Source organism: Xanthomonas fragariae (assembly GCF_900183975.1).
GTDB classification, from domain to species: Bacteria; Pseudomonadota; Gammaproteobacteria; order Xanthomonadales; family Xanthomonadaceae; genus Xanthomonas; species Xanthomonas fragariae.
Window position 1 is genome coordinate 2093264 of record NZ_LT853882.1, and the last position, 18246, is coordinate 2111509.

Consider the following 18246-nt stretch of genomic DNA (forward strand, 5'->3'; position numbering starts at 1 on the left):
TCTCAGCCAGTCTATGCTGTCAGGGTCTGAAGGACCGGGGCAAAGAGGAGGACCTGTATGCCGAATTCGCTGGCGTTGGCACTCTTGCGCGTGTCGAATCGTCCGCTGGCCCGTCACCCGCGTTGGCTTTCAGCTCAACTTCTGAATCCGCATCAGGATCCAAGTCCAGCGCCGGATACGGATAGGTAACCGCAGGACCCATATGTAGCCCGGCGCGCCAGCGTGCCAACACCGGCGCAATGCGCTTGCCGAGCGATTGCTGCGGCAACGACGGCAGTTCGCCGTCGTGTTTTTCGCGCGCGGTGATCGCTGCCTTGGCGATGTCGAACGCAGCCAACGGGTCATCGCTCTCATTCATCGCATCGACCAACCACGCCTTGCCAAAGTAGGTTGCGTTGAAGGTATTGCCGCAGCCGAACGACGGCCGATCGGCGCGTGCGGCGGTGAGGATAAGCGTATCCGGCGAGCGCAGCGCGGGGATGAAGCCACCCGAATAGCAGGCAGACAACACGATGATGCGATTGCCGATGCCGGCATCTTGCAGCGCCTTGCGCAGATCTTGCGGGCTGATGAAATCTTCTTCGTTCTGATCCACCTGCACGTACAACGTGTGGTCTTCAGTGCCGTGCGTAGTGACGAACAGCAGCAATGCGTCTTCTTTGCGGTCCATGCGCTTGCCGATCGCGGCGAGCGTGTCGTAGAGATTGTCGTAAGTCGCCAGCGGCGCGTACGGCTGCTCGCCGAGATTGTCCGGGTTGTTGACCAGCGTGATCACGCGGCCACGTGCATCGAAGCGTTGTTCGAATAGCTGCTTGAGGTAGAGCGTCTCGTTACGGAATACATCGTCGCTGGCATCACCGGCAAAGCCGACCACGTACAGATCGGTGACGCCAGGCCGTTGCGGCTGCAGCGCTTTGATTGCCTGCGCGAGCGCGACCTGATCGACCTGATCGACTTCATCCTGGCTCGCAGCCGCTTTGGTCGGCAGCGCGGCGCCGGCATCCGGATGACAGCCGGCTATCAGCGCAGCGATGACGATCAGCAACAAGAGGCGCCGCAGCAAAGCGTTCGATCCGAATCTGGAATGAAGCGACATGAAGAACGCCGAAGGCTGAAAAATGCAGGGGGAGCGCAGCAGCTCGATCATTGCAACCAGCCCGAGTTGCATTGTGTCTTCCGTAGACACCACTGACCGAATGAGCCGCATGCCGTGTCGCTGCGTTGGTCTGCCATCACGGCACGTGTTGGCGCCTAATAGATGGAACGCATCCTCCATCGTGGCGTATGCCCACACGCGGCCGGGCTTGCAGAGAGCAACAACATGGAGCAGGCGCCGCCGTCATATCGGCGCTGCTCTCTTGCTTACAGCACCAGCTGGGCAAAGCTCTCCACGCGCTGATGACTGCCGACATCGTCCGCCGAACGGGGAGTGGGGTAGTCCTCCAGCCGGTCCAGCAGTGCGGTGCGCATGCCGGCGCGCTTGGCCGCGTCGAGTTCTTCGATCACATCCGACAGAAACAGAATCTCGGGCCCCGGCACACCAATGTGCTCGGCGATGCGGCGGTAGCTGGCGCTCTCGCGCTTGGGGCCGACCTCGGTATCGAACCAGTCGGTGATCAGCCCGCTCAGATCGCCGGCATCGCTATGCGCGAAGAACAGCTTCTGCGCCGGCACCGAGCCGGATGAGTACACGTACAGCGGAATGCCTTGGGCGTGCCAGGCCTGCAACTGGATCGCGGCATCGGCATAAATATGCGCGGTGAAATCGGCAGTCTTGTAGCCGTCTGCCCAGATCAGCCCCTGCAGCGCCTTGAGCGCAGTGTGCTTGCGATCTTCGTCGATCCAGGTCTGCAGTGTGCTGATCAAGATTTCGTCCGGCACGTCCTCGCCGATCTCGTCGGCCACCTGGTTGAGCCAGTGCCGCACCTGCGGGTGGTTGCCGTGCTCGCGCACGTAGGCCGGCATGGCGCGATGCGCATACGGGAACAGCACGTCCTTGACGAACGAGATGCTGCTGGTAGTGCCTTCGATATCTGTGAGGATCGCGTGCGGTCGTGTCATCGTCAGCTGGCCTTGTGAGGTTTCTCGGGGGCGTAGCGGGGAAATTGTTTGGCGATTTCGGTGCCGGTGAAGTGGCCGACCCAGCCGTCCGGCTCGGTGAAGAAACGGATCGCCACAAAGTGCGGTTCCGGTCCCATGTCGAACCAGTGCAAGGTGCTGTCGGGCACGGCAATCAGATCGTCCTTGACGCATTCGATCTCATAGACCTTGCCGTCCACGTGCAGCGTGAACAGCCCCGAGCCGGCAACGAAGAAGCGCACTTCGTCTTCCTTGTGGAAGTGCTCATCGAGGAACTTGGCGCGCATCTGTTCGCGCTTTGGGTTGTCCGGCGCGATGCTGACCACGTCCACGGTCTTGAAGCCGCGCTCGGCGCTCAGACGATCGATGTCGTCCCGGTAAGCAGCCATCACCTGCTCAGGTGTAGCGCCCGGTTCGATCGGCTGATTGGCCTGCCAGCGTTCGAAGGTCACGCCGATCTTGACCAGCTCGGCGGCGATCTGATCGCCATTGCGGCTATCGAATTCCGGCGTGGTGGGATTGGTGTCGGCAAAGATACGCAGTCGGCTCATGACGGTCTGGCTCACGAATGGGGTCGGGCGGTACTCAGCGCGTGCTGCGCAGTTTCAACAGCTCGAGTTCGCAATGGAGCAGGAATTCGAAGGCCTCCAGGTGACGGCGTGCCTCGGCCATGTTGCGGCCCCAGGCATACAGACCATGTCCTTCGATGAGATACCCCCACATGCTCTGTTTGTCCAGCAAGGCATCGACCTGCGCGGCTAGCACCTGCATGTCCTGGGTGTTGGCGAATACCGGCACGTCTACTGCAGTTTCATGGGTGGTGTTGCCTTCGAAGGCTTTCAACAGCTCATAGCCTTCCAGCCGGATCACGCCGCTGCCGGCATACAGGCGCGAAGCGATGGTCTGCACTGGCGAGTGCGTGTGCAGCACGCAGCCGATCTCCGGGAACCGACGATACAACTGGGTATGCAGCAGCGTTTCTGCGGACGGCCGCAACAGGCGGCCGACGGCCAGGCCATCGAAGTCCACCACCATGATGTCTTCTTCGACCAGACGACCCTTGTCGCGGCCGGACACGGTGATCGCGGCGTGCTGTTCGTCCAGACGATGGGAAAAATTGCTACTGGTGGCAGGCGTCCAGCCGGCCTGGGCAAGCTCGCGGATGTTGCTGATCAGCAACTGCGCTAAGTCGTGCAGACGCGTGGTGCTATAGGGCAGGGGAGCAGTGGTCGCGTTCATGGGCCTATTCTACTGCCCCACTCGATGACGGCCAGGTGCGGCGCAGCAGGTTGTGTTCTCTGCCATGCGCGTGCTCAGCAACCGTCGCGCAGGCGGCTGTGCCGATAGCCATAGCCGAAATAGATCACCAGCCCGACCAGCGTCCACAAGCCCATCAGCATCCAGTTGTGCAGGGTCATCGCCGACAGCAATGCCAGGCAGCTCAACACGCCGGCGCTGCAGATCAGCCAGGCCACCGGCATGCGGAACGGACGCGGCAGTTCCGGGTGGGTGCGGCGCAAGATCAGCACGCCAGCGCACACTGCCGCGAAGGCGATCAGCGTGCCCATCGAGGTCAGCTCGCCCAGCACATCCAACGGGAACACCGCCGCCAGTAAAGCGATGCCGATGCCGGTGATGACGGTATTGACGTGCGGGGTGCGGTACTTGGGATGGATGCGAGTGAAGATCGACGGCAGCAAGCCATCGCGCGCGATGATCATGAAGATGCGCGGCTGCCCGATGATCATCACCAGCACCACCGACGACAACCCGATCAATGCACCCACTTCCACGATCACGCGCAACCAGGCCAGTTGCGGATGCGCCGCCACGGCGGTCACCACCGGCTCGTCGGTGCCGAGCAAGGTGTAGGGCACAAGGCCGGTCATCACTGCGGCCATCGCGATGTAGAGCACGGTGCAGATGACCAGCGACAGAGCCATGCCGATCGGCAGATCGCGCTGCGGGCGATGCGATTCCTGCGCCGCCACCGACACCGCCTCGAAACCGATGTAGGCGAAGAACACCATCGCCGCGCCGCGCAGCACGCCTTCCATACCGTACTTGCCCGGGCCTTCGTTGGCTGGGATGAAGGGGTGCCAGTTGGCGGTGTCCACATACTTCCAGCCCACCGCGATCACCAGCAAAATCAGTCCGGTCTTGAGGATCACCATGGCCATGTTCATCGCCGACGACTTGCGGATGCCCACATAACACAGCCAGGTCAGTAGCGATACGATGCCGGCAGCGGGCAGGTTGGCGATCGCGCCGGTGCGCTGCAGCTTGCCGTCCAACGGAGCGCTGACCAATGCGGCCGGCAAGTGGATGCCGAGGTGTTCGAGCAGGCTGAGGAAATAGCCGGTCCAGCTGACCGCCACTGCGGACGCCGAGACGCCGTATTCGAGCACCAGCATCCAGCCGATGAACCACGCCGCCAGTTCGCCGAAGGTGGCATAGGTATAGGTGTAGGCGCTGCCGGATACCGGCACCATCGCGGCGAATTCGGCGTAGGCCATCGCGCAGAACGCGCAGCACACCGCGGCGAGCACGAACGAGAGCATGATCGCCGGGCCGGCATGATCGGCCGCGGCCTGGCCGGTGATGACGAAGATGCCGCCGCCGATCACCGCGCCGATGCCAAGGGCGGTCAGTCCCCACGGCCCGAGCGCGCGTTGCAGGCCCAGCCCGTCGGCCGCCTCATGACTGGCGTGCGGGTGCTTGGTGGTCCACAGTTGTTTGAACATGGAGCGGTTCCGGCCTTGCGCTGCGTGCGATCACTGAACGAGAAGACCGGCGCGAACGCCGGTCTTGGAAGACTCAGGCCTTGGCCAGACGGCTGTGGCGGATGCCGTAGCCGAAATAGATAAACAGACCGATCACGGTCCAGCCCACAAATACCTTCCAGTGCTCCTGGAACGCCTGGAAGAACAGGAACACACAGGCCAATGTACCCAGCGGGCAGATCAGCATCGCCAGCGGCACACGGAACGGACGTGGCAGATCCGGCTTGGTAAAGCGCAGCATCATCACGCCGGCACAGACGGTGGCGAAGGCGAGCAGGGTGCCCATCGACACCAGTTCGCCCAGCACGTTCAACGGAATCACCCCGGCCAGCAGCGCCGCGACCGCGCCGACAAAGATCGTGCCGACGTAGGGAGTGTGGAACTTAGGATGCACCTTGCCGAACAGTGCGGGCATCAACCCATCCTTGGCCATGGTGTAGAAGATGCGTGGCTGCGCCATCAGCATCACCAGCACCACCGAGGACAGCCCGGCGATTGCGCCGATTTCCACCGCGGTTTTCAACCAGATCAGTTGCGGGTGGGCTTCCAGCGCAGTGGCCACCGGTTTGGCGGTGCCGAGCTGGGTGTAAGGCAGCAATCCGGTCAACACCGCGCAGACGATGATGTAGATGACGGTGCAGACCGCCAGCGACACCAAGATGCCGATCGGCATGTTCTTCTGCGGATCCTTGGCTTCACCGGCGGAGGTGGACACCGCGTCGAAGCCGATATACGAGAAGAACACAATGGAGGCCGCGCGAAACACCCCGCTCCAGCCGAACTGGCCCGGCCCGGTGTTCTCCGGGATGAAGGGGTGCCAGTTCGCCGGGTCGATGTAGGCAATGCCGAAGCCGACAAACAGGCAGATCACCACCACCTTGATCGCCACCACAATTGCATTGGCGACCGCCGATTGGGTGACACCGATGTAGCACAGCACGCTCACCGCAGCGACGATCAGCACGGCCGGCAGGTTGACGATGTTGCCGGAGCTGACAAAGCCATGGCCGTCCCAGGCCAACGGCGCACCCGCCAGCTCCACCGGGAACGGAAATCCGAGGGTGCCGGTCAGGAAGCTGATCAAGTAGGCGGACCAACCGACTGCGACGCTGGAGCCAGCGAATAGGTATTCCAGCACCAAGCACCAGCCGATGAACCAGGCGATGCCTTCGCCGAGCGTAGCGTATGAATACGAATAGGCACTGCCGGAGACCGGCATCATCGCCGCGAACTCTGCATAGCACAGGCCGGCGAAGGCGCAGGCCACGCCGGCAAACACGAATGAGAGCATCACTGCCGGGCCTGCATGGTTGGCAGCGGCCTGGCCGGTGAGGACGAAGATACCGGCGCCGATCACCGCGCCGATGCCGAGCATGATCAGGTGCTTGGCGGTAAGGGTCCGTTGCAGCGTGGCCTCGCCTTGCAGGCTGCCTTCGACCGGTTCGCCCGCATCGACACGTCCAGCGGGTTCGATCGGTTTGACCCTCAACAGAGACTTCAACATTCGGTACATCCCTAAATGACAATGCCAAGGCGCTGGCGCCTGGACCAAGGTAGTGCGCCGCATCCCGGTAGGGCAGGCAAGCCGCCTACCTTGCCAAAGCTACGCGCTCTCGACAAGCACGTACGCAGCATGAATGACGATAATTGCCACCTATCCTACGACTAGAGACCAGGAACGATAGATGGCGGATGCAACTGTGCAACAGCAATTGGCGGCCTACCGCGTGCGCTGGCCAGATGAGGCCGAGCTCGCCGAGCAGTTCGCGCAGCTGCTGGACGATGCCACCGATCCGTTCGTGCGCGAGCGTGTCGAAGGGCATTTCACCGGCTCGGCATGGCTGGTCAGCGCCGACGGAACACGCACGCTGCTGACCCATCACCGCAAGCTGCAACGCAAGCTGCAACGCTGGCTGCAGCCGGGCGGACACGCCGACGGCGACCGCGATCTGGCGCAGGTCGCGTTGCGCGAAGCGGAAGAGGAATCAGGCTTGAACGGTTTGCGCCTGCTCGATGCGGATATCTTCGATTTGGACCGCCACTGGATTCCAGCGCATGGCGAGGTCGCCGGGCACTGGCATTACGACGCGCGCTATGTCGTGGTGGCCGGTGCAGACGAGGAATTCGAAGTCAGCGAGGAATCGCTGGCGTTGGCCTGGCGCCCGATCGCCGAGTTACTTGCAGAGCCAGCGCTGGATCCATCGATGCGGCGCTTGGCGGAGAAGTGGGTGGGGCGTGGGTGTCAAGCAGCTGGATTGAGCAAAACGTGCTGAATGCCCCAACCCCTCTTGCGCGGGGAGGGGGCTGGGGTGAGGGTATGGGCGACTGGAATTCTCGATGCGCCTCTACCTTCTTCTCTCCATGAGGGGGACCAATGTCCCCGCAGGAAAAGGGATTCAAATTCAAAACAAAATTCGCGTCCGCAACGTTCCCTGGATTAACGCCAGCGCTTGTTTCAATGCAATGGCTTGCGTCTCGCTGGCGCTGATGTCGATCACCACGTAGCCAACCTTGGGGTCGGTGCGCAGGAACTGGCCGTCGATGTTGACATTATGGCGCGAGAATAATTCGTTGATCTGCGACAGCACGCCCGGCACGTTGCGATGGATATGCAGCAAGCGCAGGCTGTCGGGGTGCTCGGGCAGGGTGACTTCGGGGAAATTCACCGCCGACAAGGTGCTGCCATTGTCGCTATAACGCACCAACTTGGCGGCCACTTCGACACCGATATTGTCCTGCGCCTCCAACGTGCTGCCGCCCACGTGCGGGGTCAGGATCACGTTGTCGTGCGCGGTCAACGGCGATTCGAATGCATCGCCATTGCCCTTGGGTTCGATCGGGAACACGTCCACCGCCGCGCCGCCGATCTGGCCTGAGGTCAGCGCGGCATCCAGCGCATCGATGTCGATCACAGTGCCGCGCGAGGCGTTGATCAGATGCGCGCCGTGCTTCATGCGCGCCAGCTCCGCTGCGCCGATCATGTCCTTGGTCGACCGCGTCTCGGGCACGTGCAAAGTCACCACGTCCGAGCGTGCCAGCAGATCGTCCAGGTCGATCGCCGCGCGGGCGTTGCCCAGCGACAGCTTGGTTTCGATGTCGTGGAAGATCACCTGCATTCCCAACGATTCGGCCAGCACGCCGACCTGGGTGCCGATGTGTCCGTAACCGACGATGCCGAGCACCTTGCCGCGCGTTTCGTGGCTACCAGTAGCCGACTTCGACCAACCACCACGATGGCATTGCGCATTCTTCTGCGGGATGCCACGCAGCAACAGAATCGCCTCAGCGATGACCAGTTCGGCCACGCTGCGGGTGTTTGAGTAGGGTGCATTGAACACAGGAATGCCGGCCAGTTCGACCGCATCCAGATCGACCTGATTGGTGCCGATGCAGAAGCAACCCACCGCGATCAACCGCTTGGCATGCGCCAGCACCTCGGCGCTCAACTGCGTACGCGAGCGGATGCCAACGATGTGCGCGTCGGCGATGCGCGCCTTGAGTTCGTCTTCCGGCAACGACTTGGCATGCAGTTCGATCTGCGAATAACCGGCGGCGCGGAACACGTCCACGGCGGTCTGGCTGATGCCTTCCAGCAACAGAACGCGGATGTCCTGCTTGGGAAACGAGGTTCTTTTCGGCGACATGGGGGAGCGCGCATTGCAGCAATCGGGTCGGCAACTATGCCAGATGGGGTGCCCGATTGGGCGGCCACACTGCCGCGTCTGCACAGGCAGAGTCCTTGCGGTGCAACGGTTTCAGCTGAATCCAACCCCGCTTCGGCACCACGCGCCGCAACTGGACGAAGCTGGCGCACACTGGCACGCTGTGCGGTTCCTCCTGCAGCGCCGCGTGCCATGACCGATCCCCGCATTGTTTCCTTGCAACAGGCCGTGCCCGCGTTGCGTTTGAAGACCGAGCCGGCCGACCTGGAGCATTACGGCCGCGACTGGACGCGGCGCTGGACGCCGAACCCGCTCGCCATCGCGCTGCCTGGTTCGGTGGACGAAGTCCAAGCGGTGGTGCGCTGGGCAAATGCGCAAGGCGTGGCGGTGGTGCCATCGGGCGGACGCACCGGCCTGTCTGGCGGTGCAGTGGCCGCCAACGGCGAGCTGGTGCTGAGCCTGGAGCGCTTGAACAAGCCGCTGGATTTCAATGCCGTGGATCGCACCCTCACCGTGCAGGCTGGCATGCCGCTGGAAGCGGTACACAATGCCGCGCGCGAGCATGGTCTGGTCTATCCGGTGGACTTCGCAGCGCGTGGTTCGTGTTCGATCGGCGGCAATATCGCCACCAATGCCGGCGGCATCCGCGTGATCCGCTATGGCAATACGCGCGAATGGGTGGCCGGTTTGAAAGTGGTCACTGGTGCAGGCGAGCTGCTAGAACTCAACAATGCGTTGTTGAAAAACTCCAGCGGCTACGATTTCCGCCATCTGATGATCGGCTCCGAGGGCACGCTCGGTATCGTGGTAGAAGCGACGTTGCGGCTGACCGACCCGCCGCCGCCAAGCAACGTGATGCTGCTGGCGCTGCCCTCGTTCGAGGTGTTGATGCAGGTGTTTGCCGCGTTCCGCGCGCAGCTGCGTCTGGAAGCGTTCGAATTCTTCACCGACCGCGCGCTGGAGCACGTGCTTGCGCACGGGGCGCAAGCGCCGTTTGCCGAGGTCCATCCGTATTACGTGGTCACCGAATTCGCCGCAGGCGATGAGGCGCAGGAAGCCTCTGCGATGGCCGCGTTCGAGACCTGCATGGATCAAGGCTGGGTCAGCGATGGAGTGATCAGCCAGAGCGATGCACAGGCAGCCCAACTATGGCGGCTGCGCGAAGGCATCACCGAGGCGCTGGCGCGCTACACGCCATACAAGAACGATGTGTCGGTGCGCATCTCTGCGATGCCGGCATTTTTGGCCGAAACGCAGGCGTTATTGCACGATGCCTATCCGCACTTCGATGTGGTGTGGTTCGGCCATATCGGCGATGGCAACTTGCATATCAACGTGCTCAAGTCCGACGACACGACGCGAGCCGATTTCGTGGCTGCCTGCGATCAGGTGACCAAGTTGTTGGCGCAAGCCTTGCAGCGTTTCGATGGCAGCATCTCCGCCGAACATGGCATCGGCTTGGTCAAGAAGGCGTACCTGTGGAGTACGCGCTCTGCGGCCGAAATCGCGTTGATGCGTGGGATCAAACATGTGCTTGATCCTCATCTTTTGCTGAATCCCGGCAAGCTGTTCGAGATGGACGACGCGCCGGTTACCACGCGTGCCGGTTAGTCTCTCAACACCTTCAACGGAATCGATACGCCAATGATGCGCTCTCTCGTGTTTTGCGCTTTGACGCTGCTGCCGCTGGCAGCATTCGCATCCAGTCTGGCCGGTACCTCAGCGGGGGCATCGTCTGCTGGTTCGTCCGATAGCAGCAGTTCCGGTGACGATAAAGTGGTTGCCGACGCACGCGAAGACGCGGCCGGTTTTGTCGCCAGCGATGGCGTGATCCGCGGCGCGCGTCTGGAGGCGGCGCTGTTGCAGTTGCGCAGCCGTAGCGATGCAGCGCGGCTGTCCAGTGACCTGGAACTGGCTCAGTCCATCCTGGCCCAGTGAACCTGCGCTGGCGATGCGGTTGGGTGTTGCTGGCCGCAATGATCGCACCGCAAGCGCATGCCCAATTGCTGATTGAAGTCGCGCCGCTGGACCTGACTCCGGCGGAGATCGATGCTACTCACGCGCTAGTGCGACAGGTGGCACAGCGTCTGCCGCAGGGCTGGACGCAGCGGCTTACGACGCCGATCCAGCTGCAATGGCGCACCGATCTGCCGGCGCAGGTGCATGGTCGTGCGATCGGTCAGCGCATTCTGCTCGATCGTAGATTGCTGCAAGCATGGAGCGCGCAGTCCGAACACGCGCGCACCGATATCGACACGCCCGCCACGCGGGCAGCGATGGCAGCGCTCGTGCACGAGCTGGCGCATGTGCTCGATCGCGGCGCACACAGCGCATTCTCACGCGATGGGCGCTTGCGCGATCTTGCCGGTTGGCAGGTGCGGCCCTGGCGGATCGGACGCAGCGCAAACCAGTTCAGCGACCGCATTCCAGACGACTACGAGCGTCGCAGTCCTGCTGAGTTCGTTGCGGTCAATCTCGAACATTACGTACTGGATGCCGACTATCCCTGCCGACGCCCCGCGCTGGCTGCGTGGTTTGCCGAGCACATCGGTGCATCACGTGAGGTGCTGCCGTGTGGGACGACACTGCCGTATCTGCAGGCCGACAACGACGCCGGTGCGATGTCACTGCTGACGTTGGACCCGTCGCGCGTGTACGCGGTGGACTATCTGCTCGCCGAGGGCAACGAACAGCCGATGAGTCGCTGGGGCCACAGCATGTTGCGTCTGGTGATCTGCGCGCCCGGTCGCACGCCTGGGCCGGAATGTCGCCTGGATCTGCAATATCACCGCGTGCTGTCGTTCCGCGCCTTCGTCGGCGATGTGCAGATTTCCAGCTGGCGCGGGCTCACTGGCTCTTATCCATCGCGATTGTTCGTGCTGCCGTTGAATCAGGTCGTTGACGAATACACCAAGGTGGAATTGCGCGCGCTGTCGTCGGTGCCGCTGAAGCTGACGCCTGACGAGATCGCCGCACTGCTCGCACGCGCCGCGCAAGTACATTGGAGTTACGACGGGCGTTACTACTTCATCGGCAATAACTGTGCGGTGGAAACCTTCAAGCTGCTGCACGACGGTGTGCCACGGCTGGCTGGGGCCGGATTGTTGTCGATCACCCCGCGCGGGCTGCGACATCGCTTGCAGCGCGCCGGCATTGCCGACATGCAGGTGCTGGACGACCCGGCGCAGGCGATCCGGCAAGGTTATTACTTCGAATCGGCGGCCGCGCATTACCAGGCCATGTTCGCGGTGATTCGGCGCAGCATCCCGGTGCCGCAAACGCGCGTGGCGCAATGGCTGGACGCGCAGCCCGCAGCCCGTGCACAGTGGTTCGAGCAAGGCGGCCTGCGCGAAACAGCGGCGGCGTTGTTGCTGGAGCAGGCGGCATTACGACGCCAGCAATTGCTGACACGCGATGCGCTCAAGCGGTTGTTGCGCCCCGGCGTGGCCGAGCGTGAGACGGTACAGGGCCAGCTGCAATCGCTGTTCGCGCGGCAGGCGCAGCTCAGTCACCCGGCGACATTGCTAGGTATCTCCAGTTACGGACTACCGCAGGCAGAGGAGCAGCGAAAATTGACCGCGCGCGTGGCGCAGGAAAGCGCAGTGTTGGTCGACGGTTGGAAACAACTACAAGCGCTGGGTCGGCAGCAATTACCGGCCGAGGTGCGTAACGGATTGGAGCAGGGCGAAGCCAACATCGCGCAGTTGCAGGCCCGGTTGCGCATGCTCGCGCGTGGCGCCGCGGCCGCCGACAAAATGCAGTTGGACATGCGCATACCCTTGCGGGCGCAATAGCGGCCCGGACCCACGCGGATAGGTGAGCGGTGCGGAGTGGCCAGCTGACGCCTCAGTCGGCGCGACCGGCAAATTCGCCCGTGGTGGTGTTGACCAGCACGCGCTCACCGTTGGTGATGTACTCGGGCACCATGATTTCCATGCCGGTAGTGAGCTTGGCCGGCTTGGGGCGCTTGGTGGCGGTGCCGCCCTTCAATTCCGGCGGAGTTTCGACCACTTCCAGCGTCACCGTTTGTGGTAATTGCACGGCCACCGGCTGGTCGTCGATGACCTGCACGTAGATGCCGGTCAGGCCGTCGGTAATGTAGCCTACGTCGGTGCCGATCACATCCGCGTCCAGCGTGTAGGGCGTGAAGTCTTCGTCGTCCATAAACACGAACGCCTCGCCATCCTTGTACGAAAACGTAGACAGACGACGCAGCAGTTCCACTTCCGGCAGGTTGTCGTCGGCATCGAAGCTGGCGTCGGTTTTCACGCCGCCCGGCACGCTGTACATGATGAAACGGAAGCGCACATTTCCACCGCGGCCCTGCGGCGAGCTGCGCTCGATGTCGCGGATCTGGTAAATGCCGCCGTTGTATTCGACGACGTTGCCTTTCTTGATGTCGTTAGCTTTCATGGATTAAGTCAGACATGGATTAAGTCAGAGATTGGGGATTAGGGGATTGGCAAAAGCCGGTGGGGCACGGCAGCATTTGCTGCTACCAATCCCCAATCCCGACGCACCAACCCCAGCTACTTCGGCGCCAACCGCACGCCGCCGTCCAGACGAATCACTTCGCCATTGAGGTAGCGATTGCGCAGGATGAATGAGACGGTGTCGGCGTATTCGTCCGGCTGGCCGAGGCGTGAGGGGAACGGGATCGAGGCGGCCAGCGATTGCTGCACGGTGTCGGGCATGCCGTCGACCATCGGGGTCCAGAACACGCCAGGCGCAATCGTCATCACGCGGATGCCGAAGCGTGCCAGTTCGCGGGCCATCGGTAGGGTCATGCCGACCACGCCGCCCTTGCTTGCAGCATACGCGGCCTGGCCGATCTGGCCCTCAAAAGCGGCGACCGAAGCGGTATTGATGATCACGCCGCGCTCGCCGTCGTCACCAGCCGCGTTGTGCTGCATCACCTCAGCCGCTGCCTTGGCGACATTGAAGCTGCCGACCAGGTTGACCAGCACGGTGTGACGGAAGCTCGCCAGCGGCATCGTCGCTTCCTTGCCTAGCACCCGGCCCGTACCCAGGATGCCGGCGCAATTCACCGCAAGGTTGAGCCCGCCCAGTGCCTGCGCGGCCTGCGCCACATTGGCGGCGACCTGGGCCTCATCGGTGACATCGGTGGCGAAATAATGCGCGTTGCCGGCACCCAGCAGCGCGAGCGCGGCCTCAGCCTTGTCGGCGTTGACGTCGAACAACGCGACCTTGCCGCCGTCGGCCACGATGCGTTGCGCCACGGCCAGGCCCAGGCCGGAAACGCCGCCGGTGACGATGGTGAGGACAGAGGATGGCTGCATGCGGTGGTTCCCTGAGTAGCGTTGGAGGCCGATGGATACCGGCGAGCGAGTGAACGGCCAAACAGTCGGCAATTCTAGCCGAAGCCTCTGCGTGGTCGCGGTGGTGGATGATGCGGGCGTGGGGAATGCAGTGACGTGTCAGCCTGCAGCCGCCAACGCCTTACCGACCTTGCTGCCGGTGTCGCGACCGAGCAACTGCGCCAACCAGCGGCCGGTGCGGGCAAGGGCAGGTAGGTCGATCCCGGTCTGCATGCCCGATCCATGCAGCAGATAGACCACGTCTTCGCTGGCGACGTTGCCGCTGGCGCCCTTGGCGTACGGGCAACCGCCAGCGCCGGACACCGCCGAATCGACCACGCGCACGCCCTGTTCCAGGCAGGCGGCGATGTTGGCCAGCGCCTGGCCATAGGTGTCGTGAAAATGCACGGCCAACGCCGACATCGGCACTGCCTGCGCCACAGCGGCCAACATCTGGCGCGCCCTGACCGGCGTGCCGACACCAATGGTGTCGCCCAGCGAAACTTCGTAGCAGCCCAGCGCGTACAGCCGTTGCGCGACATCGACCACGTCGGCCACCGGCACCTCGCCTTGATACGGGCAACCCAACACGGTGGAGACATAGCCGCGCACGCGCACGCCATCGAGGACGGCTTGTTCCAGGATCGGGCGAAACCGCTCGATCGATTCCTCGATGCCGGCATTGGTATTGGTGCGATTGAACGTCTCCGACGCCGCGGTGAACACCGCCACTTCCTGCGCACAGGCCGCGCGTGCACGCGTATACCCCTGCAAATTCGGCACCAGCACCGGGTAGGCGATGCCCGGCACTTGCGCGACGCCGGCGAACACCTCGGCCGCATCGGCCAGCTGCGGCACCCAGCGTGGGCTGACGAAACTGGTTGCCTCGATGGTGCGCAAGCCGGTGGCCGACAGCTGATCGATCAGCGCGATCTTGTCGGCAGTGGCGATCTGCTGCGCCTCGTTCTGCAAGCCGTCGCGCGGGCCGACTTCGACAATACGGACGAAGTCGTTCACGCCACACTCTCCTGCACCCAGGCCGGCGTGCGTTTGTCCAGGAACGCGCTCAGGCCCTCTTTGCCCTCGGGCGAGACGCGCAAGCGTGCGATCCACGCCGCGTTAGCCGCATCGATGGCGTCACGGTCGGCTGCCGGCAGTACCGAACGCACCAGGGATTTGGCGTTGCTGGCTGCCAGCGGGGCGGCAGCCAGCAGCAACCGAATCTGCCGTTCCACTGCGATGTCCAGCTGATCGGTGGCGACCAATTGATGCAACAGCCCCATCAGCTGCGCGGTGCCGGCGTCGAAGATCTCGGCGGTGGCGAACCAGCGCCGCGCCTGGCGCGCGCCGATCGCCGCGACCACGTAGGGCGAAATGACCGCTGGTAGCAAGCCAAGCTTGCTCTCGGTCAGCCCGAAGCGCGCTTCCGTGCAGCCGATGGCGATATCGCAGCACGCCACCAGGCCCACACCGCCGCCGAACGCCGCACCGTTGACGCGCGCGACGGTGGGCTTGGGCAATTCGTCGAGAGTACGCATCAGTCGCGCCAACGCCAGCGCATCGGCAGCGTTCTCGGCCTCGCTGGCAGTCGCCATGCCGCGCATCCAGTGCAGGTCGGCGCCAGCCGAAAAGGCGCCACCATTGCCGGTCAGCACGACGACACGAACATGCGATGCCTGGCCGGCCTGTTGCAAGGCTTCGGTGAGCGCGGCAATCAGGGGTGCGTCGAAAGCGTTGTGCACCGCCGGGCGGTCCAGTCGCAAGGTGCGGACCGGTCCCTGGTTCTCGACGATCAAGCCGGTGTCCTGCATTGCGCATACGTCCATGAATGGGATGCGAACCATGATAGCGGGCCGGGTTGCTGGAGGCATGACGCGGTGCGTCGATGCTAGAATTGAGAACCATTCCTAACAATCAGGCCGTCTTTGTGACGCTGTCCGACATGCCTTTGCATCGCGCCGCCATCGTGAACTCCGTGGAGGATCGCCTCCCCAACGACACGATCGCCCGGCGCCTGCGGGAACTGGGCTTTGTCGCGGGCGAGGAGGTCACCGTGTTGGCGACCGGGCCGGTCGGGCGCGAGCCGTTGCTGGTGCAGGTGGGCTATACGCGGTTTGCCCTGCGTCGCAGCGAGGCTGCGCGTGTGCAGGTGCGCGATGACGGGGTGCAGACATGAACGCTGTAAGCGTTCCGCTGCGCCTTGCGCTGGTCGGCAATCCCAATAGCGGCAAGACCGCACTGTTCAATCAGCTGACCGGCAGCCGCCAGAAGGTGGCCAATTACACCGGCGTCACCGTCGAGCGTAAAGAGGGACATTTCCGCGCACCGTCCGGGCGCGATTTCGCGGTGCTGGATTTGCCCGGCGCCTACAGCCTGCAGCCGGCCAGTCTGGACGAGGCGATCACCCGCGACCTGTGCCGCGGCTTCTATCCTGGCGAACCACCACCGGACGTGCTGGTCTGCGTGATCGACGCGACCAATCTGCGCCTGCACCTGCGCTTTGCGCTGGAGCTGCGCGAGCTGGGCCGGCCGATGATCGTGGCGCTGAACATGGCCGATGCAGCGCAGCGCCGCGGCATCCTCATCGACCTGACGGCACTGGAGCAGGCGCTCGGGGTGCCGGTGGTCGAAACTGTGGCGGTGCGGCGCGGTGGTGCCAAGGCCCTGGTCGAGCGGCTCGATGCACAGGCCGCCAGTCTTGTTGCGGCCAATGCCACGCCGCCGGCCGACGGCAACCATCATGCTCAGGTGCGGCAGATCCTGAGCGTGGCGGTCACCATGCCGACCCGCACCTCACGCGTGGACGACGCGCTGGACCGTTGGCTGCTGCATCCGATCTGGGGCCTAGTCACGCTGGCTGTGGTGATGTTCCTGATCTTCCAGGCGGTGTACGCCTGGGCCACGCCGGTAATGGACCTGATCGATGGGGGCACCTCGGCGCTGGGCGAGTGGGTCGGCGCCACCTTGCCGGAAGGCCCGCTCAACAGCCTGCTCAAGGACGGCATCATCGCCGGCCTGGGCGGGGTGGTGATCTTCCTGCCGCAGATCCTGATCCTGTTCGCCTTCATCCTGGCATTGGAAGAATCCGGCTACCTGCCGCGCGCGGCGTTTCTGCTCGATCGCATGATGGCAGCAGCCGGCTTGTCTGGTCGGTCGTTCATCCCGTTGCTGTCGAGCTTTGCGTGTGCGGTGCCGGGCATCATGTCAACGCGCAGCATTCAGGACCCGCGCGACCGGCTCGCCACCATCATGGTCGCGCCGCTGATGACGTGTTCAGCGCGGTTGCCGGTGTACGCCTTGCTGATCGGTGCTTTCATTCCGCAGAAGACCGTGTGGGGAATCTTCAATCAGCAAGGGCTGGTGTTGTTCGCGTTGTATGCCGCAGCCATCGTCAGCGCGCTGCTGGTGTCGTGGACGATGAAAAAGTGGCGTCGCGACAAAAGCGAGCATCCGCTGATGTTGGAGCTGCCGTCCTATCGCGTTCCGCATCTGCGCGACCTGGCGTTGGGTCTGTGGGAGCGTGCGCTGATCTTCCTCAAGCGTGTGGGGGGCATCATTCTCGCGCTGACCATTTTGCTGTGGTTCCTGCTTTCGTTTCCGGCTGCGCCCGCCGATGCAACCTTGCCGGCGATCGACTACAGCTTCGCTGGCCGCATCGGGCATGCCCTGGCGATTTTCTTCGCGCCGCTGGGCTTCAATTGGCAGATCTGCATCGCGCTGATTCCCGGCTTGGCCGCGCGCGAAGTGGCGGTGGCGTCGCTGGCCACCGTATACGCACTGTCGGCCGCCGATGACGATGCCGCCGCGCAGGCGTTGTCGCCATTGATCAGCGATGGCTGGTCGCTGGCTACCGCACTGTCGTTGCTAGTCTGGTACATCTACGCACCGATGTGCATCTCCACGCTGGCCACCATAAAGCGAGAAACCAACTCGTGGAAGCAGATGACCATGAGCGCGGTGTATCTGTTCGCGCTGGCGTACCTGGCCTCGCTGGTGACCTGTCAGCTGGCGATGCTGCTGGGAGCCGGCTGAGGTGGATCTCTCGCTCACGCTGCAATACGTTGTCATCGCGCTTGCGGTGTTGCTTAGCTTATGGGTAGTGATGAAGACGCAATTTCCCGGCACCTTGCGGCGCCTGCGCGGTGCGCTTGCGCTTGGTCTGGTGCGCGATGGGTGGCCTGCCTGGATGCAGTCGTTGGGGCGCCGCATGGCACCGCCAGCGGTGCAGAACGCCTCGGCTTGCGGCGGTTGCGAGAGTTGCGGCCCGACACCTCCGCGCAGCCACTAACCTCAGCGGCGTCGGCCACACCTGCGCGGGCGCAGGATGCGGCGATTCAATAGACAGGCGATCACCAAGATCCAGATCGCATTGAAAGAACTCGGTAGAGAGCGCCGCGACGAATG

General features: G+C 63.4%; 18 protein-coding genes. 7 read left to right on the forward strand and 11 right to left on the reverse strand.

Annotated elements, in window-relative coordinates; all coding sequences use genetic code 11:
- Window positions 1-19: 19 nt before the first annotated feature.
- The 6 genes from PD885_RS09775 to PD885_RS09800 form a co-directional block, all read right to left on the reverse strand.
- Window positions 20-1096 carry a C13 family peptidase gene (locus PD885_RS09775; protein ID WP_040762558.1) on the reverse strand — a complete coding sequence of 359 codons (1077 nt, stop codon included), beginning with the start codon at window positions 1094-1096 and terminating at the stop codon, window positions 20-22.
- 266 nt (window positions 1097-1362) lie between these two features.
- Window positions 1363-2061, reverse strand: coding sequence for an acireductone synthase (gene mtnC, locus PD885_RS09780; RefSeq protein ID WP_002806381.1), 699 nt, complete (start codon window positions 2059-2061; stop codon window positions 1363-1365).
- 2 nt (window positions 2062-2063) lie between these two features.
- Window positions 2064-2630, reverse strand: a complete 567-nt coding sequence (locus PD885_RS09785) for a 1,2-dihydroxy-3-keto-5-methylthiopentene dioxygenase (protein ID WP_002806387.1) — start codon at window positions 2628-2630, stop codon at window positions 2064-2066.
- A 34-nt stretch (window positions 2631-2664) separates the two neighbouring features.
- Complete coding sequence (locus tag PD885_RS09790; RefSeq protein WP_002806388.1) at window positions 2665-3318, reverse strand: methylthioribulose 1-phosphate dehydratase; 654 nt, start codon at window positions 3316-3318, stop codon at window positions 2665-2667.
- A gap of 74 nt (window positions 3319-3392) precedes the next feature.
- Window positions 3393-4823 carry an amino acid permease gene (locus PD885_RS09795; protein ID WP_002806392.1) on the reverse strand — a complete coding sequence of 477 codons (1431 nt, stop codon included), beginning with the start codon at window positions 4821-4823 and terminating at the stop codon, window positions 3393-3395.
- 73 nt (window positions 4824-4896) lie between these two features.
- Window positions 4897-6366, reverse strand: coding sequence for an amino acid permease (locus tag PD885_RS09800; protein ID WP_002806395.1), 1470 nt, complete (start codon window positions 6364-6366; stop codon window positions 4897-4899).
- A 181-nt stretch (window positions 6367-6547) separates the two neighbouring features.
- On the opposite strand from PD885_RS09800, the gene PD885_RS09805 reads away from it, so the two are divergent.
- On the forward strand, window positions 6548-7135 hold the full coding sequence (locus PD885_RS09805) for an NUDIX hydrolase (RefSeq protein ID WP_088056831.1): 588 nt from the start codon (window positions 6548-6550) through the stop codon (window positions 7133-7135).
- A 129-nt stretch (window positions 7136-7264) separates the two neighbouring features.
- Here PD885_RS09805 and serA read toward each other — a convergent pair whose 3' ends face one another.
- Window positions 7265-8506: a phosphoglycerate dehydrogenase gene (serA, locus tag PD885_RS09810; protein ID WP_002806401.1), complete on the reverse strand. Its 1242-nt coding sequence runs from the start codon at window positions 8504-8506 to the stop codon at window positions 7265-7267.
- A gap of 210 nt (window positions 8507-8716) precedes the next feature.
- Between serA and PD885_RS09815 the strand changes: the two genes are divergently transcribed.
- Genes PD885_RS09815 through PD885_RS09825 form a run of 3 tightly spaced genes read left to right on the forward strand, consistent with a single transcriptional unit; the run spans window position 8717 to window position 12318 of the window.
- Window positions 8717-10135, forward strand: coding sequence for an FAD-binding oxidoreductase (locus PD885_RS09815; RefSeq protein ID WP_002806405.1), 1419 nt, complete (start codon window positions 8717-8719; stop codon window positions 10133-10135).
- Window positions 10136-10168: 33 nt separating this feature from the next.
- The gene (locus PD885_RS09820) at window positions 10169-10462 is read left to right on the forward strand and encodes a DUF2388 domain-containing protein (protein ID WP_002806408.1); all 294 of its coding nucleotides are present in this window, start codon (window positions 10169-10171) and stop codon (window positions 10460-10462) included.
- On the forward strand, window positions 10459-12318 hold the full coding sequence (locus tag PD885_RS09825) for a DUF7844 domain-containing protein (protein ID WP_088056832.1): 1860 nt from the start codon (window positions 10459-10461) through the stop codon (window positions 12316-12318). Before PD885_RS09820 ends, PD885_RS09825 begins: the two co-directional genes overlap by 4 nt.
- A 52-nt stretch (window positions 12319-12370) precedes the next feature.
- On the opposite strand, the gene yeiP is transcribed toward PD885_RS09825, so the two are convergent.
- From yeiP to PD885_RS09845, 4 genes are all read right to left on the reverse strand, one after another.
- Entirely contained in the window at window positions 12371-12937 is a 567-nt protein-coding gene (gene yeiP / locus PD885_RS09830; protein WP_002806413.1) for an elongation factor P-like protein YeiP, read from the reverse strand.
- A 116-nt stretch (window positions 12938-13053) separates the two neighbouring features.
- Complete coding sequence (locus tag PD885_RS09835) at window positions 13054-13824, reverse strand: SDR family NAD(P)-dependent oxidoreductase (RefSeq protein ID WP_002806416.1); 771 nt, start codon at window positions 13822-13824, stop codon at window positions 13054-13056.
- A gap of 138 nt (window positions 13825-13962) precedes the next feature.
- The gene (locus PD885_RS09840) at window positions 13963-14859 is read right to left on the reverse strand and encodes a hydroxymethylglutaryl-CoA lyase (RefSeq protein WP_002806419.1); all 897 of its coding nucleotides are present in this window, start codon (window positions 14857-14859) and stop codon (window positions 13963-13965) included.
- A complete protein-coding gene (locus PD885_RS09845; protein ID WP_002806422.1) occupies window positions 14856-15653 on the reverse strand; it encodes an enoyl-CoA hydratase-related protein in 798 nt (265 codons plus the stop codon). Before PD885_RS09845 ends, PD885_RS09840 begins: the two co-directional genes overlap by 4 nt.
- 116 nt (window positions 15654-15769) lie before the next feature.
- Between PD885_RS09845 and PD885_RS09850 the strand changes: the two genes are divergently transcribed.
- Genes PD885_RS09850 through PD885_RS09860 form a run of 3 tightly spaced genes read left to right on the forward strand, consistent with a single transcriptional unit; the run spans window position 15770 to window position 18130 of the window.
- Complete coding sequence (locus tag PD885_RS09850) at window positions 15770-16018, forward strand: FeoA family protein (protein WP_002806424.1); 249 nt, start codon at window positions 15770-15772, stop codon at window positions 16016-16018.
- Entirely contained in the window at window positions 16015-17874 is a 1860-nt protein-coding gene (gene feoB / locus PD885_RS09855) for a ferrous iron transporter B (protein ID WP_002806427.1), read from the forward strand. Before PD885_RS09850 ends, feoB begins: the two co-directional genes overlap by 4 nt.
- Window position 17875: 1 nt before the next feature.
- Window positions 17876-18130 (forward strand): DUF6587 family protein, encoded by a 255-nt coding sequence (locus PD885_RS09860; RefSeq protein ID WP_002806431.1) that lies wholly within the window; start codon window positions 17876-17878, stop codon window positions 18128-18130.
- Window positions 18131-18246 lie beyond the last annotated feature (116 nt).

Coding starts and splice junctions, on each gene's coding strand:
- PD885_RS09775 (WP_040762558.1), bottom strand. CDS start 1,096: ATGTCGCTTCATTCCAGATTCGGATCGAACGCTTTGCTGCGGCGCCTC.
- mtnC (WP_002806381.1), bottom strand. CDS start 2,061: ATGACACGACCGCACGCGATCCTCACAGATATCGAAGGCACTACCAGC.
- PD885_RS09785 (WP_002806387.1), bottom strand. CDS start 2,630: ATGAGCCGACTGCGTATCTTTGCCGACACCAATCCCACCACGCCGGAA.
- PD885_RS09790 (WP_002806388.1), bottom strand. CDS start 3,318: ATGAACGCGACCACTGCTCCCCTGCCCTATAGCACCACGCGTCTGCAC.
- PD885_RS09795 (WP_002806392.1), bottom strand. CDS start 4,823: ATGTTCAAACAACTGTGGACCACCAAGCACCCGCACGCCAGTCATGAG.
- PD885_RS09800 (WP_002806395.1), bottom strand. CDS start 6,366: ATGTTGAAGTCTCTGTTGAGGGTCAAACCGATCGAACCCGCTGGACGT.
- PD885_RS09805 (WP_088056831.1), top strand. CDS start 6,548: ATGGCGGATGCAACTGTGCAACAGCAATTGGCGGCCTACCGCGTGCGC.
- serA (WP_002806401.1), bottom strand. CDS start 8,506: ATGTCGCCGAAAAGAACCTCGTTTCCCAAGCAGGACATCCGCGTTCTG.
- PD885_RS09815 (WP_002806405.1), top strand. CDS start 8,717: ATGACCGATCCCCGCATTGTTTCCTTGCAACAGGCCGTGCCCGCGTTG.
- PD885_RS09820 (WP_002806408.1), top strand. CDS start 10,169: ATGATGCGCTCTCTCGTGTTTTGCGCTTTGACGCTGCTGCCGCTGGCA.
- yeiP (WP_002806413.1), bottom strand. CDS start 12,937: ATGAAAGCTAACGACATCAAGAAAGGCAACGTCGTCGAATACAACGGC.
- PD885_RS09835 (WP_002806416.1), bottom strand. CDS start 13,824: ATGCAGCCATCCTCTGTCCTCACCATCGTCACCGGCGGCGTTTCCGGC.
- PD885_RS09845 (WP_002806422.1), bottom strand. CDS start 15,653: ATGCAGGACACCGGCTTGATCGTCGAGAACCAGGGACCGGTCCGCACC.
- feoB (WP_002806427.1), top strand. CDS start 16,015: ATGAACGCTGTAAGCGTTCCGCTGCGCCTTGCGCTGGTCGGCAATCCC.